We start from the raw sequence: 15,367 nt of genomic DNA, 5'->3' as shown, positions 1-15,367 counted from the left end.
GGGACTATTCGGATTTTTTCCTTGTCAGAAGGATTAAATCCGAATAGCCGTATTGATTTTAGTAATCCTAAAAGTCGATCAATAATTAGGATTTTGAACTAACTTATCATTTTTATCCATAGCTCTTTGTGGAATAGGCAACAAGTAATGTTTGTCACGATCAAAAACCTGAAAGATATTGAAGGTATTTTTTACGACAGAGTAGGTTAATGTACCATTATCCTGCTTTTCAATTTGCATTCCGTGTAATACATATCCATTTATCATTGACTCCGCTAGTTTTAGCCTTAACAAATCAAGCCATCTTTTGTCCTCAAAAGCTAATTCAACTCTTCTTTCCCTATAAATAGAAGCCCGCATTTGGTCCTGAGTTAAGCCTTCTTCAAGTTCTGGCAAATCTGAGCGTTCTCTCACTTGATTCATTGCATTGTATACCTCGGGTGTTGGTCCATTCGCTTCGTTTAAAGCTTCAGCGTACCCTAGCAGAACTTCAGCATACCTGAAAAATGGCCAATCAGCACCGCTTAATTGACTATATCCAAAAACAGTATATTTAGGGTCGATTGTTTTCCTCCAATAATATCCTGTAGCACTACCTCCTTGCGGTTCTGCAATGTTTGAAGGAATTTCCATGTATTCTCCAAGCCATGTTGATCCGTAATAGCAGATTGATTGGTAGAAGCGTTTTTCTCTATTAACATAAGGGTTTTGTGGATCATAGCCGGAAGCCGGATCTGTAATCGGAAGTCCGTTTTCCATCACGTATGAATCTACCAGTTCCTGGGTAGGGACAGAACCATTCCATGACATTAATGACCCATTCACCCAGGACGGGCCAAGAAATCCTTCCCGGCTGCCTCCAGTGCCTTGTAATACCTGCTTTGAAAAAATATACTCCTTGTTATTATCATTGTCATCATAAAATAAGGACTCATAATCCGGAAACAATTCATACACATCCAGATCAATAACTTTTTTATAAGTAGAAGCTGCTGTTGCCCATCTTTCTTTGTTATTAGAGGGATTTCTTTGTGGACTAGCCTTGAAAAGTTCGCACCAGGCTTTCAGTGTTAATGCAGCCCCTTGAGTTACCCTTCCTTTTGATTCGGCAATTTTTGGTAGGTCAGATTCAATTTGCTGCAATTCATCAACGAGAAAATCAAAAGTCTCATCTTCAGTATTGCGCTCCCTGAATATTTGTTCGCCTTGCGTATTATAGTCCAAAACATTTGTAATGATTGGAACTCCACCATATTGCATCCATAGTTGATGATAATAATATGCCCTGAGAAACCTTGCTTCGGCCAACCTTAATTTTTTCCAATCCTCGTTAAAATCAGTTACACTTACATTTTCTATGAATAGGTTGCATGCCCGAATATAATGATAACAGCCAGACCAAATATTGTTTGGGGTATTTGAAGGAGTATATGCGCCTATGTTATAGGTGCTTCTGCTGTATGCATTATATTGCATCGGGTTTATAGCATTGTCAGAAAAGTTTTCGATGGGATCAGTCTCGTTGATGGGCGCATATATGCCCCCATAAATTTCGTTTAAAATCAAATCAGCACTTGACGCTGATTCCCAGACATAATCATCAGAAACACGATCTTTGGGTGTAACATCTAAATAATCAGTACATGCAGTAACAAAAAAACTTAGTGCCACAAGTAATGATATTCTTTGTAAAATATGTGTAATATTTGATTTCATATTCTATTTCTTTTTTACAATAGTTTTATATCGTAATTTTTAGTCCCAATGAAACTACTTTCTGCAGAGGATACTGCCAACCCTGGTTGGGCGAAGCAAAGCCAAAATGTCCAATGAAATTTTTGTCAAGCACCTCTGGGTCAAAGTTTTTGTTTTTAGTAAAAGTTAATAGGTTTTGTCCTGAAAGGTAGATTTCTCCTTTTGAGATTTTAATTTTTTGCAAAAATTTAGCAGGCAATGTATAGGATACATGGATGTTCTTTAATCGAACATAACTTACGTCGTACACCCATTTTGATGAATTAATGGTATTATTGGTTGTGGGCGAAGGTGTTATTCGCGGATATTTCGCATTTGGGTTATTCGGTGTCCAATAGTCCATATGCTCTTTATGGGCACTCATTCCATTGTGAAATGCCCATGAGTATAATCCATAGCCATAGTAGTCTGCTTTGCCTGCGCCTTGTACGAAAATATCCAAGGAGAAATTCTTATAGGTTATAGACGGTGACAATCCATATACTAATTGCGGATTTTGGGCCATATAACCCATATAAGTTTGGTCATCACTTTCATCGATTTTGCCATCAGGAACGCCGTCTGGTCCAGACAGGTCTGCATACCGAATATCGCCGGGATGGACCTTTCCCCATGGCTGTGTTGGAATGCCGGGTTTTAGATTTCCTTCGCTATCAAAATCAGACTCCTGAAAATATCCAATTGCTTCTAAACCAAAGATTGCTCCTAAAGGCCTCCCGGTTCTTCTTCTATTGGGATTGTTATAGGTTTGATCCGTTTCAAATATTTCAATTAATTTATTTTTAGCAAAAGTCAAGTTTCCTGAAATTGAGACTGATAGATCGTTGTTGACTTTCTTATAGGTTCCTAAAGTCAGATCGAAACCTTGATTCTGCATTACACCTGCATTGATTTGATTTAAGCCAATTCCATATTCGCTTGGGACTGTAATGTTGGGTGATACCAGCATGTTAGACCTTTTTTCATGAAAAAAATCAGCTTCTATCCGGAATAAACTGTTAAGTATTGAAAGTTCGAAGCCAACATCTGTCTTTTTTGCTCTTTCCCAGGTAATGTTTTCATTGGCAGGGGAGGTTTCTCTTAATCCAACAACCCCTTGGTCATCAAAATTATATCCTCCTCCAATACCGTACATGGAGATATATTGGAAAGGCGCTCCTGCTAAAGCACCAACTTCCCCATATGATCCTCTGACTTTCAGGTTATCAATCCATTCCACATTGTCTTTTATGAATCCTTCTTCTGAAATTCTCCAGCCCAAGGCAACTGAAGGAAAAAATCCCCATCGTCTTTCAGGAGCGAAATAGTAACTGCCATCATACCTTCCGCTAGTTTCAATTAGATATTTTGATTTATAATCATAAGTCAATCTATAAACCAAACCCATTTGTTTGGCATGGTTCGATCTTCCTCCAATTCCCCAATCTGATTTATTTGAACTACCCATGTCTATTTCATCAATATACAGTGAGTAATTCTGTACACTTGTTCTGATTCTTGAACTTTCATTTTCTCTTGATTCGAGCAAAACGAGTGCACTAAAGTTATGTTCATTGAATGATCTTGAATAATCAGCGCCAATCTGATATGTCAATTGGCTAGCCTTTCCATAGCTTTCTATTAGCTTGGGTTTTGTTATGCCAAAGGGGCTCTCTTTAATGACATTGGGTTCGCCCGGTTGGGAAATTAAAGACGCAATTTTAATGGGAATTTGGAACCGTTTGTTCGTCCAAAAACTTGCGTCATAGGCAATACTTGCTTTTAAACTCAAGCCTTTGATAAATGGGAGGTCTTGTTTTATTGAAAATGTAGAAAAGACAAGGTTATCTTCTTCGCTTACTTGCCCGCTGTCAAAGGTAGACCTATAGGCATAATGTCCGACCATCCCGTTACTAAATATTGTAGGAATATCTGGCCACATGTATCCAATTAGCTCAAAAATCCTAAACTTATAAAAGGCTTCATTGTCGGTTGAGGGTTCTAGTCTCTTTTTTAACGATCCTGTCAGGTTCAAGGAAACAGATGTCGTATTGGTAATTTCAGCATCAACATTCGACGTAAAATTGTATTTCTTTGAACTTGCAGTACTCCACATTCCCTTTTGGTCTTGGTAACCAATATTGGCGAAGTAATTTAACTGGTCATTTCCTCCTGAAATACTTAGGCTATGATTGGTAATGGGAGCATTGGGAGAAATGATATAATCAATAGGTTTTTCAGTCATCGGAGAATACCGGTCCGGATCAGAGCCATCTTGAAATGCCAGTAAGGCTTCATCATTATAGAGCGGAGGAAGACCAACATTTTGATTCGCTGCGTTTTTAAGTAAAGCATACTCATATGAATTTACATACTCGGGAAGGGCGGTGTAATTTTGAATACCATAGTAGCCATCGTATGTAATTGTAGGTTTCCCCTTTTTTCCTTTTTTGGTTGTAACCAAAACAACCCCGTTTGCGCCTCCTATACCATAAGGAGCAACGGCTGCTCCGTCTTTTAGAACTGTAATGCTTTCAATGCTATTGGGATCAAGTGTTGAAAAATCACGCGGCACACCATCAACAATAAGCAGGGGAGCAGCATTTCCAGTTGTGCTGATCCCTCTGACAAATATTTTTGCTTTATCATCGCCAGGAGCACCAGAGTTTTGACGCGTGATTAACCCGGATACTCTTCCTCCTAAACCGGCACTAAGATCAGTGATCGGAACCTTGGTTAGTTCTTCTCCTTTAAATGAGGAGACCGAAGATGTTAATGATGTCTTTTTCATGGAACTGTATGCAATTGTAACAACTTCCTCAATCCCAATCGTCTCTTCTTCCATTCGCACATCAATGTTTACTTGGCTTCCAATTGGGATTTCCTGTTGTCTCATTCCTACAAATGAAAACACTAATGTGGCATCCTTTTGGGGTGTGTTCAAAGAGTATTTACCATCTGCATCGGTCACCGTGCCCTGTGTGCTACCTTTAATCACAACGGTCACGCCAGGCAAAGGGTGACCGGATTTGTCGGTAACTTTCCCTGAGATTTTTTTACCCTGCTGGCTATCTGTTCCATTCGAATTAAGACTATTTCCTTTCATTAACAGAACCAATTTTTCCTCTTTTAAAGAATAGGAAATATCTGTTCCTTTAAAGATGTCTGTCAAGATTTCTTCTACGGTTGCATTTTGGGTTTGGACGGTTACCCGACGATTCAATTCAATTTGCTCGTTCTGGTAGAAGAAACGAAATTCACTGTTGGTCTCAATTTCATTCAAAACATCGATAACCTTTTGGTTTTTCAGATTAAATGAAAATTTGACTGACTGAGAATATACTGAGGCAGAAACCTGAAGCATTCCTGCAAGTAGTAATATCCAGGTTAGTTTCATAATAATCATAAGTTTTCGGACGGCCCTAAAATGAGTAATAGGCCGATTCATAAAAAATTTCATAAATTTGATTGTTTTAGTAATTAATTATGGTGTTGGAGCACCGTTATTAAACTCAAATGCCGGTTGATGTTGGAGCATCGCCGGCTTTTTTCATTGGCCAGTTAGGTTTTTATCATAGGCACTTTATTTGATTTTTGTTATTATTATTTTCTGTCCGATAATTTCATAGTTAAGTGGAAGTGTGTGCGAAATCAAATCGAGTACTTCCAGGATGGTTTCGTTTTTGATTGTGCCAGTATAATGCAGGTCGAGAATCTGAGGATTTGAGATCTCAATATCTACCCCAAATTTACGTTCAAGAAGTACAAAGAGCTCATCTAAATCCATATTTATGAAAACCAGCTTATTGTCTTTCCAAGCAGTGTATATTTTTGTATTTACCTTGCTCAAAATAGCTTTCTGGGTTTCTTTATTTAATGAAAATTGTTCGCCAGGTTTTAATTCGGGGGAATAAGCAAGTGCTATTTTTTCGCCCGACTCAATGGCTACACTTCCTTTTTCCAATGTGGTTGTAATTATGTCGTCTTCTTCGTAAGCTTTTACATTAAATTGTGTTCCTGTAACATTTACATTGTAATGCGATGTTTTTACAACAAATTTCCGCTCCGGATTAGGATGAATATCGAACCATGCCTCCCCGTTTAAACGAACTTCGTTTACCTGGTTGTTGTTTCCCAATGCGTACTCCAGCGTGGAGCCTGCATTCAAAACAACCAAGCTGCCATCAGGCAGTAGCGTTTCTGAAATGGAACCTTTGGGAGCATGCGCTGTAAAGTACGCAGGCGCATAGGGGGCTTGTCTTAAATTCGAAACAAAATATCCTGCAACCAACCCGATAACAAGAGCAGCAGCAACCCGGATAAATATATTTCGTAGGTTATTCCGGGTTTTCCGATCCTCTTCCTGAAGCCATATTTGGCTGATGATTTTTTCAAAAACATGTTGTTCAGGCTGTTCTGATCTTTGTTCACCATAAGCCTCCCAGGAATCGTCCAATAAGGGTTCGATTTCTTTGTATTCCGAATTGTCCCTCAACCACTGCTTCATCTGTAAATGGTCGTTTACAGAATAGTTCCCCTTTAGGTATCTTTTTAGTACTTTATTTTTATTCGATTCAACCATTTTATCTGGATTAAAAGAAGAAGAATACTTATATCCCCCTCTTTTCTTTCTAACTAAACTAATCTATACAAATTCCATTCGTCAGCTGACGAACTTTTAAAAGCAAACAATTTTGAACACATGAAATACAGATTCAATTCGTGCTTCTAATTACTACATCAAAAAATGCAGAAAATCCCTAAGGTTTTTTTTGATTTTTTTTGTAATACTAGAATGAGGATTGTCTAAGTGGTTGATATTTAGTGGTCCAGGAGGCCGCGTCTTTTGTCCATGTTTGATAATATGAAATGCAGTACTATGCTGGATATTCCCAATGATTTAAATTCCTCCCTTAAATATTTCATCGCCTTAGTGATATGATATTCTACCATTTTAACTGAAATATTTAATTCCCGGGCAATGTCTTTGGCTTTTTCTCCTTCGAGCTTTTTCCTGCGAAATACCAGTTTCCTTTCCTCGGGCATTTTCTCAATCAATTCTTCCAGCTTTTTAAGCAGGTCTTCATAAGAGTCGTTAAGCGAAAATTTTTCTGAATCCCAGACTAACTGAACCAGTAATTCGTCTTTTAAATCTTTTTCTCTCGACAAATTATTATAGGAACGACGAATCAAATTAAAAGCAATGGTTTTAAGCAAAGATTTGAATGAGCCTGTAGTTTTTATAGCAGATCTTCTATCCCAAATTTTAATAAAGGTTTCCTGAACAATATCTTCTGCCGCATCTTTCGATTTTAAAAGGTGGTATGAAAAGCAATACAGCTGGGGGCTATATTTAACATATAGTCCTTTAAAACTTGAATGTTTTCCTTCATTCAATCCTTTAATAAGCGCTATTTCTGAGTCATTATTAGAATCAACCATCACGGAAGTGATTTCTCGTTTATAAAAATCACGTTAGATACGAAAATAGTAAAATCGTATTCAAATCCCATTCGGATGTTGCAAAACACAGAGTAAACAGATAGGCTGCATCTACTTCCTGTTCATTAGTACGGGAGTTTGCAGTACGTCTTTATTTGGTGCTTACCTTATGGGAAACTATTTCTCATATGTTAATACTTTCAAGTGTTTTTCAGATGATAAATGGCACCAGTCGCGCAAAAAGCAATGTTGCATTTGTAAAGAATTCCCAAGCAAAATCCCAAGAGTCAGGATAAAAATAGGAAGCCATCTGTCGTCAGATATTGATTTTACTCTTCGTGATAATCGACATTTTTTGGGAGAGCTATCTTACATTGGAAAGACAGAAAGTTAAAAACATTCAGAATTGTTTGACGAGATATTGGGATTTTCATTAGATTCCCAAGGAATCTTCTTGATTATTACCAGTTTTGAGAAAGTACCAATGACCAAACATCATTGACAAGGGGAGGGGTCATGCCTCCTGCAATCCATAATTTGTCCTGAAACACGAAGGCAGAATGCTCATGTCTCTCTTTCCAAGTGGGGTCATCGGTTTTTAACTCTCTCCATTCTTTGCCATTTTGGGAGTACCAGATGTCTCCCCAGTTTTTATAAGGATTGCCAGACCATCCGCCGATCACCCAGATATAATCCTTGAAAACTGCGGAGCAGAACCAAATTCGTTCATGCCAGCTTGCATTACTCACTTCTTCTCTCCAGTGGATACCATCCGAACTGCTCCAAACATCATTGAACGCAAAATATTCCGGGTCGTAATTTCCTCCGCCCATCACATAAATTCGATCGTTAAAAACAACTGCCTGGTGGAAGGCCCTGGGAGACCAGGCTGCATTGGCTGTTACTAATGTCCAGTTTTTTCCGTCTTCAGAATACCAGACATCGTTTAGCAGGCTGTCTTTTCCTCCGTAATAGTAGGCAGAGGTGCCTCCCAGTATCCACATTTTTTCTTTGAAAGATACTGTTGCAGCTGCACATCTGGCAGACCACCCGGCCTTTTCAGTGATCAGACTCCAGTCTTTTCCATTTTCTGAAGACCAAACCCTATTGCTGGCAGATCTCTCTTCCAACCGGCCATTATACCAACCTCCCATCATCCACATTTTGTTCTTAAAAACCAAAGACATGGGCAAATCACTGTGTTCCCAGGGGGCCTGTTCTAAAACCAGTTCCCAGTTTTTTCCATCTTTTGATTTCCATACATCCTTGGGAGGAGAAGAGTATGAATCGTGCCATCCACCAAATATCCACATGTAACCGTTGTATACAACCTCGCCCTGAGAATCTCTCGGCGCCCACGCGGCGTTTTTTTGCTCCAGCACCCATTGAGCCGAAGGAACTTGTGCAAACATTATCTTCTGGATAAATAGTAAGGAAACAGAAAGTATAATGTAGTTTTTCATATCTGCGACAATTCTGTTACTTAAGAATTTTATCGATAAAGTTATAGGACTCCTGTCGCATATCTTTAGGAAAATCGTGTTCGCATCCTGGGTAAAGCACCTTCATTTTGTCCGATGCATTCAAAAACTCATATACTTTTTGAATGTTTGCTTCTCCCTGCCTGACGCCTTCTACCGAAAAATTGAGATCATTGACCGGGGAAACAGATAGAAACGCACGCGGGGCAATAGCCGCAATTATTTCATCAAAATCAAAAGGAATCTGTTGTGAGTCCAGATTATATTTTGTCTTAATAAACGGCATGTATTTATCCTGTGCCCAGGGACCCAAACGCCCGCCATACAACTTTGCTACCTTTTCTCCTGCATTATAGTAGCCCATCAATGTCCATCCGCAGCTTGTTACTGTTACTTTTATACGCGGATCAAATGCTGCAACAAAAATCGCATTATGGCCTCCCAGGGAATGCCCAATGACTCCAATTTTATCTTTGTTCACGTAATCAAGGGTTTGCAGTAAGTCAACGCAGGAAATATGGTTGTTAATACCTTTCATTGTCCCTGACGTGTAGCGGTCATTTTCAAAATTATAATCGAGAAGTTCCCCAAATCCCGGATAGTCAGGGGCAATAACAACATACCCTTTTTCTGCCAGTTCCTTTGCGTAGCCCCTGTCTTTCTTCGGTGTGTCGTCGTCGATAATGCGCTTTCCTCCTGCACCAGTGCTGTGCAAAGCCAATATAGCAGGCGATTCTCCCTTGGTGATTCGTGGTTTATATAAATACGCGTAAACTCTTTCTGAAGGTGCTGCCAGGAAATTTATGGAATAGCGTATGTAATTATTCTGCCGTAAAGAATCCGTATATTGAAGGTCAATATCATGAATTTTATTTGCCGGAAGCTTCCCTGCTGCTTCCTGGAAATTTTCCAATATTCTTTTTCTGTTTTTCTGCCACTCTTTTTCGGTTGTTATTTTTTTACAATTCCCATTTTGCTCGCGATAAGTTAGCAGTGTGTTGCAATTATTGTTTTGAGTATTTGCCAGAAGATTCCTCATATTATCCATAATAATTTCCTCTGAATCTTCTGTGACAGGACTTGATTCTATTTCATAGCCTCCTTCAGCATAGGCTTGCCGGGTTCCAATATAAAATGGTCCGTAATCTCCGTAAGCAGCCATTGCCACAAAGTTATTCGGCGCCATATCTTTTGCGGCCAACTGGTATTCCACGAACAGTTCTCCCGGCATAAATAACATTCTGGCATTATTTATTGCCAAACAGGCCGTTTCAATACATTTGCCTCCCATCCTTCTTTTGTACCAGCCTAACCGGCCCATGTTGTTGGCCAGAACGCGCGGGCTCATTTCGTGCATCTTGTTTTCTATCTCTTCCACTTTGGGGTTCAAGGGGAGGAACAGAGGTTCTGTTTCCCATTTTACATGGGCTGCATCAATGGTATATTTTTCAGTATTTTTCCAGGCACGTTCCATGCCGTCAGCCATTCTTTGAGCCAGAAGTAACCTGGTTTCATGGCTCCCATCATTGTATTTTCCCGCAGCAATATTTCCCCCTGCCCCATTAAAATGAATGTGTAACGCATCTGGTACAGCTAATTGGCGGAAAAAACGTGAGATCCCGGGAAAATCAGGATTTGCAATTTTGGTTAGGTAATAACTCTGTGGATGGGTGGCATAAAAGCTGAGTATTGCCAGAGGTTTGCCTTTATTCCAGAAACTGATTAATGATATTTCCGGATCAATTACACCTTCGGGCATAGCACGCAGAAGGGAATCTTTACAGGAAGACCCCCGCATCGAAACTATTTTTCCGTCTTTCTTATTGACCCTCCGGTTTGATGCTACTTTATACACATTTGCTTTGCCTGTGCCTATTTCTGTTACCGGCTGGGCGTTCTCAATTCCCTGAAGTATCGATTTCTGAATGTTTTCTATCAACTGCCTTGCAAAAGTTCCGTCGAAACAGCCTGCCGGAATATTATTTTCCTTTAGTAATTTTTCCGCCGAAAAATCGCAAATCGGGGTATCGTGCTGATGGATGGTGTGCACTGCAACCCTGTCGGGTGTGGTGCCGGCAGCTTCGGCTAATGTTTGTTTAAAAACATCCTGCGACTCATTTGCAATACCTATCCAGTCAATCGCACACAATACAATGGGCTTGCCTGCCCCCTGAAGTATTATTCCCCGTGCGCGAAGACTTAGATCGCTCGAATTTATCATGGTATCGTAAGTGAGCTGGCTCCCCAGGGGAGGAGTGGCGTCTACATCAAAAGTTGACAACAATATTGATGGCTGCCCGTTTTGGGCAGCCACTGTTGTAATATCCGAAAGAAAAGAAAAAGACAGTCCTGCGAAGTACAGAAAGATAATGCGAAGGACATTTTTCATCGTAAAAAAGTTAAATGGATTTAAGCTGGTCGCGGTTTTCATATACTTTAGCCAGGGCGTTGATCACATCGTCCATGTCAGCCGTTGTTCCAAGCAATGGCCCCGAGGCCCATAACATAATCATCTCTTCGTCGCAAACCAGATCGCACACAGGACAATCCATGTCTTGTTTAAATTCCTCAAGCCTGCTTTTACCATACATTTGCTGGTACTCTTTCCTGCCCATGATATTGTCAACCCACGGCTCTCTGTGCAGTCCGTTTTTTATATAAGGACTTAATCCGACACCTTCGGCAGCCAATGCTTTCAGGTACTTTTCTCGAGGAATACCGTTGTATTCTTCCTTATTGTAGTTCATGGTATACAGGTAGAAAGAGCCTTCTTCGGTGCCGTCATAGAGCTTTTGTGGTGTGATTCCCGGAATGTCTTTGATTTTGGAAGTGAGGTATTTCGCATTTTTGTTACGTAGGGCATGACGTTCCATGGCAGTGGGAAGCTGCCCCAATAAAATAGCCCCTTCAAATTCGTTCATCCGGTATTTTGGCCCGATCGTTTCGGTGCGGCCAAATTTGGAGGTTCCGTGGTTTTGTACTGTGTAGCATTGCTCCATTAACTCTGCATTATTGCTTATGATACTACCTCCTTCACCACAAGAGATTACTTTGGAGGACTGATGGCTGAAGCATCCGATGTCGCCAACAGAACCGAGCATTTTGCCACGGAACTTTGCAAAGTGTGCCTGGCATGCATCTTCAATGAGAAAGAGGTTGTACTTGCGGGCTATTTGCAGGAAGCGGTCCAAATCGGCTGGTTGTCCCATCATGTGTACTGGCATGATGGCTTTGGTATTTTTAGTAATCTTGCGTTCCACATCGTCGGGGTCTACCTGGAATGAATAGCGGTCGATGTCTGCAAGTACGGGCAGAGCCCGGGCCGATAGGATGGCGGCAATGGTACCGGGGTCGGTATAAGGAGAGGTGATTACCTCGTCGCCGGGCCCCAGTCCGAGGGCTTCCACTGCAGTGTGGAGTGCCTGGGTCCCTGAGCCTACTGCTACACAGCGGGTGACTCCCATCATCCGGGCATACTCTTTTTCAAAAGTGGGTACCGTTCCGTCTTTTGCCTGGATGCGGCACCAAATACCGCTTTGTGTTGTTTTTTCAATGGAATCCATTACATTTTTATCCACATAGGGCCAATCGGGCCAGCTTTTATTTTGGCGCACCGGGTTGCCTCCAAGGATGGCCAGTTTATTACTTGTCTTTGTTGCTCCGAATGCTGGGAAGCTACCTATTGCTACTGCTCCAAGGGTACTTGCAGAGACAGTCCCTACAAATTTTCTTCTTGTGAAATTCTTTGCTTTCATTTGTTTATTTTTAAGATAGTTATTTCTTTAGTCATTGTTAATGTGAATGTCAAACAAACATTCTTTTACGATGGCGGCTGTTCGGTTATTTGTTTCCAAAGGGATTTTGAATTTTCACAAAATCTTCAATTTCTTTGCCTTCGTGTTTAAACCTGGCCAGTGTATAAACTGTTCCGTCTTTTCCGACAGCAATTGAATTTACATAGATTGGTCTGCTGCCGTCTTCATAAAATATGGGGCCGTGGTCGATGTATGTGCTGGTAGGAATGTGGAAGGTAATCAGGTGAAGGTTTTCAAGTCCGCGTGCCGCGCCCATGGCTATTTCCTCAACACCTTTCGCCCTTTTCCCGTCGATGTATATGGGACCGCCGGTCAGGTAATAAATTGTTTTCCCGTCGGGACCAAGGTCAAAGCCCAGGTAGCCGTAACTAAAGTAGTCAAACATCCCACTTTTTTGTGAGGGTTCGGAAGTTATGCGTTGCACGATTTCGACGGTTGATTTTTTTGGGTCAAACCGGAATAAATACCCTGAATTTCCATGGACACCGTAAGCGACGTTTTCTTCGGGGTACCAGACAATACGCCTCCAGTTGTACTGCATGCTGCCGGGACGGGTCGGATCGTATTTCCCAAAATAGTCGAGTTTTAAATCTACGCCCTCTACTTTTTTGATGGAATCCCAATCGGGGTGGTAAGATAAAATGTTCCCTTCGGAGGTAGAGAAGTAAACGATTCCGTCACGTGGGTCAACGACCATAGAACGGCAGAGCACACGGTAGTCTTCTCCCGGCTTCCCGGCTTCTCCGTTGGCAGATACTTTTCCGAGGTTTTTTAATTCATCCTTTTTTACATCATAATGGAACAGGTATCCGTAAGGCCATGAAATGGAATAAATATGCTGGCGCAGCGTGTCCATTGTCATGGTTACAATGGCTTCCCCGTGTGGAAGGATAGCCAGGTCTTCAAACTTTCCGGTGGCTAAATCATAGGAAACGATATGCCCCCCGGGATATAACTTATAACCTTCGGGCGCGTTTTGAACCATCATCTCCATGCCGTCAATCATTTCATAATAACCGGCATGGGTAGATACATAGAGTTTTCCTTGGCTTTCATAAAAATTGGAGTGAGACTTTCCCTGTGGAATGGCTTTGGCGTCGGCTTCTCCACATATTTCCGTGATGTCGCCCAGGTGTTCTGTCTTATCTGTTTTGGGATCGTACACGTAGTATTGTCCACCGATATCAATAGACTGGGAGGAGAGGCAGTAGTAAATCCGTCCGTCGCTGGCAGTAGTAATGGTGTTGTAGGTGTCGTGCGCCAGCGGAAATCCTGAGTAGTAATGTTGGGCGGTTAATTGTTTTTTCCCCGCAACTGTAGAGTTGGTCGTTTCTTTTTTGTTTGAATCAACACATCCTGCCCCAAACATTATAATGGAAAGGGCAAATAAAGATATAGATCTCATAATTTATTTATTCGTTAGCAGATAAGTAATTTGTTTATTTCATGTTGAAATTCAGATAGGGTCTGTCTGTTTTTTTTAATCTTGGATTTTATTTCTCAGCGCCTGGCGTTTAAAAGTTGGAGCATTGCCTCCATCAATATGTCTTCGGATTCGGGTGTTACTTTGGAAACAACAACTTCATACCCCCGTTGCGGAAAAGCGGTAGCAGTTGGAATATATCCTGGGGTGTAATCACCGTAAGCGGCCATTGTAACAAAAAGGTCTGGCCGCATTTTTTTGGCTGCCAACTGGTATTCCACAAACAGCTCTCCCGGCATAAACAGGACAGATGCATTGTTATTCAGCGAAAGACACTGGATATCAATCTTTGCCTTTCCTGATTTGTATCGTTCCACATAGATATTATTTTTGGTTGTATCGGCAGGTAAAATAACGGGCTTTACTCCCCAGTGGATAGCATTTGCTGAAACCGGCTGCAATTCAGTGGACTCCCAGGCCCGTTTTATGCCATCAGCCAACCGTTCAGCCAGAATGAGCCTGTTTTCTTTAGCGCCGTCATTGTATTTACCCGCACCAATATTACCGCCGGCACCGGTAAAATGAATGTGTAACGCATCGGGTACAGCAAGCTGACGAAGAAACCGGGCAATGCCGGGAAAATCAGGGTTGGGTATCCCGGTGCGGTAATAGCTTTGCGGATGTGTGGCATAAAAGCTCATAATGGCTATCGGCTCTTTTTCTTCCCAGAAACTTATAGCCGACACCATCGGGTCGATTACTCCCTCGGGTTCTGCCCGTAAAGCGGAATCACGACAGGTAGTGAAGCGGGGTGCCCGCACCGTATCGGTTTTTACGTCCAAGATACGCCTGTTAGAAGCTACTTTATATACTTCTGCTTCGCCCAGCCCGATGTGTGTGACCGTTCGGGTGTTTTCCAGCGATTGAATCACAGCCATTTCCAGGCGGTGAATTGCTGCAAGAACAAAATCATCTTGGATATCGCCTCTTGGTGCGTCGTGCTGATGAATGGTGTGCACTGCCACCCGCTCGGGCACTGTGCCAGCAGCCAAGGCAAGGGCGCGTTTAAATTCGTCGTAACATGCATCATCGATGCCAATCCAGTCAATTGCTGCCAATACAATGGGTTGCCCTGCTCCGGACAACACAACGCCTTTGGCGCGCAACCCCATGTCCCACGATTGGATCATTGGATCGTAGGCCAGGTCATGACCAACTGGCGGGGTGACGTCAATGTCGAATGTGGAGAGTTTTAATGGGGCGGTTTGTGTACTTCCGGACAAGGGAAAAATCATAGTCAGTCCGGTGAGCGTCAAAAAAAATAGAAAAAGAAAATCAGTGGAGAATTTAAAGAACAAGTTGTCGTATTTATCCATGACCGATAATTTAAATTTTTCTTTTCGTTAAGAAAAGCAAACTGTTATTCGTTTTTCTTTACCTATTCATGCGTTTCCGGGTTAGAATCAACTGTT

General features: G+C 41.5%; 9 protein-coding genes. All 9 read right to left on the bottom strand.

Annotation, left to right across the window (positions count from 1 at the left end):
- Positions 1-78: 78 nt before the first annotated feature.
- Positions 79-1,716 (bottom strand): RagB/SusD family nutrient uptake outer membrane protein, encoded by a 1,638-nt coding sequence (locus INQ51_RS20510; RefSeq protein WP_233379859.1) that lies wholly within the window; start codon positions 1,714-1,716, stop codon positions 79-81.
- Between the two features lie 25 nt (positions 1,717-1,741).
- Positions 1,742-5,131, bottom strand: a complete 3,390-nt coding sequence (locus INQ51_RS20505) for a TonB-dependent receptor (protein WP_233379858.1) — start codon at positions 5,129-5,131, stop codon at positions 1,742-1,744.
- A gap of 186 nt (positions 5,132-5,317) precedes the next feature.
- Positions 5,318-6,316: a FecR family protein gene (locus INQ51_RS20500; RefSeq protein WP_233379857.1), complete on the bottom strand. Its 999-nt coding sequence runs from the start codon at positions 6,314-6,316 to the stop codon at positions 5,318-5,320.
- Positions 6,317-6,555: 239 nt separating this feature from the next.
- Entirely contained in the window at positions 6,556-7,176 is a 621-nt protein-coding gene (locus INQ51_RS20495) for an RNA polymerase sigma factor (RefSeq protein ID WP_233379856.1), read from the bottom strand.
- A gap of 461 nt (positions 7,177-7,637) precedes the next feature.
- Positions 7,638-8,639 (bottom strand): hypothetical protein, encoded by a 1,002-nt coding sequence (locus tag INQ51_RS20490; RefSeq protein WP_233379855.1) that lies wholly within the window; start codon positions 8,637-8,639, stop codon positions 7,638-7,640.
- A 16-nt stretch (positions 8,640-8,655) separates the two neighbouring features.
- Positions 8,656-11,046 (bottom strand): alpha/beta hydrolase family protein, encoded by a 2,391-nt coding sequence (locus INQ51_RS20485; RefSeq protein ID WP_233379854.1) that lies wholly within the window; start codon positions 11,044-11,046, stop codon positions 8,656-8,658.
- A 10-nt stretch (positions 11,047-11,056) separates the two neighbouring features.
- Positions 11,057-12,412, bottom strand: a complete 1,356-nt coding sequence (locus tag INQ51_RS20480) for a DegT/DnrJ/EryC1/StrS family aminotransferase (RefSeq protein ID WP_233379853.1) — start codon at positions 12,410-12,412, stop codon at positions 11,057-11,059.
- 85 nt (positions 12,413-12,497) lie between these two features.
- Positions 12,498-13,877 (bottom strand): hypothetical protein, encoded by a 1,380-nt coding sequence (locus tag INQ51_RS20475; protein WP_233379852.1) that lies wholly within the window; start codon positions 13,875-13,877, stop codon positions 12,498-12,500.
- Between the two features lie 95 nt (positions 13,878-13,972).
- On the bottom strand, positions 13,973-15,271 hold the full coding sequence (locus tag INQ51_RS20470; protein WP_233379851.1) for a hypothetical protein: 1,299 nt from the start codon (positions 15,269-15,271) through the stop codon (positions 13,973-13,975).
- Positions 15,272-15,367 lie beyond the last annotated feature (96 nt).

Source organism: Maribellus sp. CM-23 (assembly GCF_021354595.1).
Lineage (GTDB): Bacteria > Bacteroidota > Bacteroidia > Bacteroidales > Prolixibacteraceae > Draconibacterium.
This window is presented reverse-complemented; position numbering and strand designations above follow the sequence as displayed.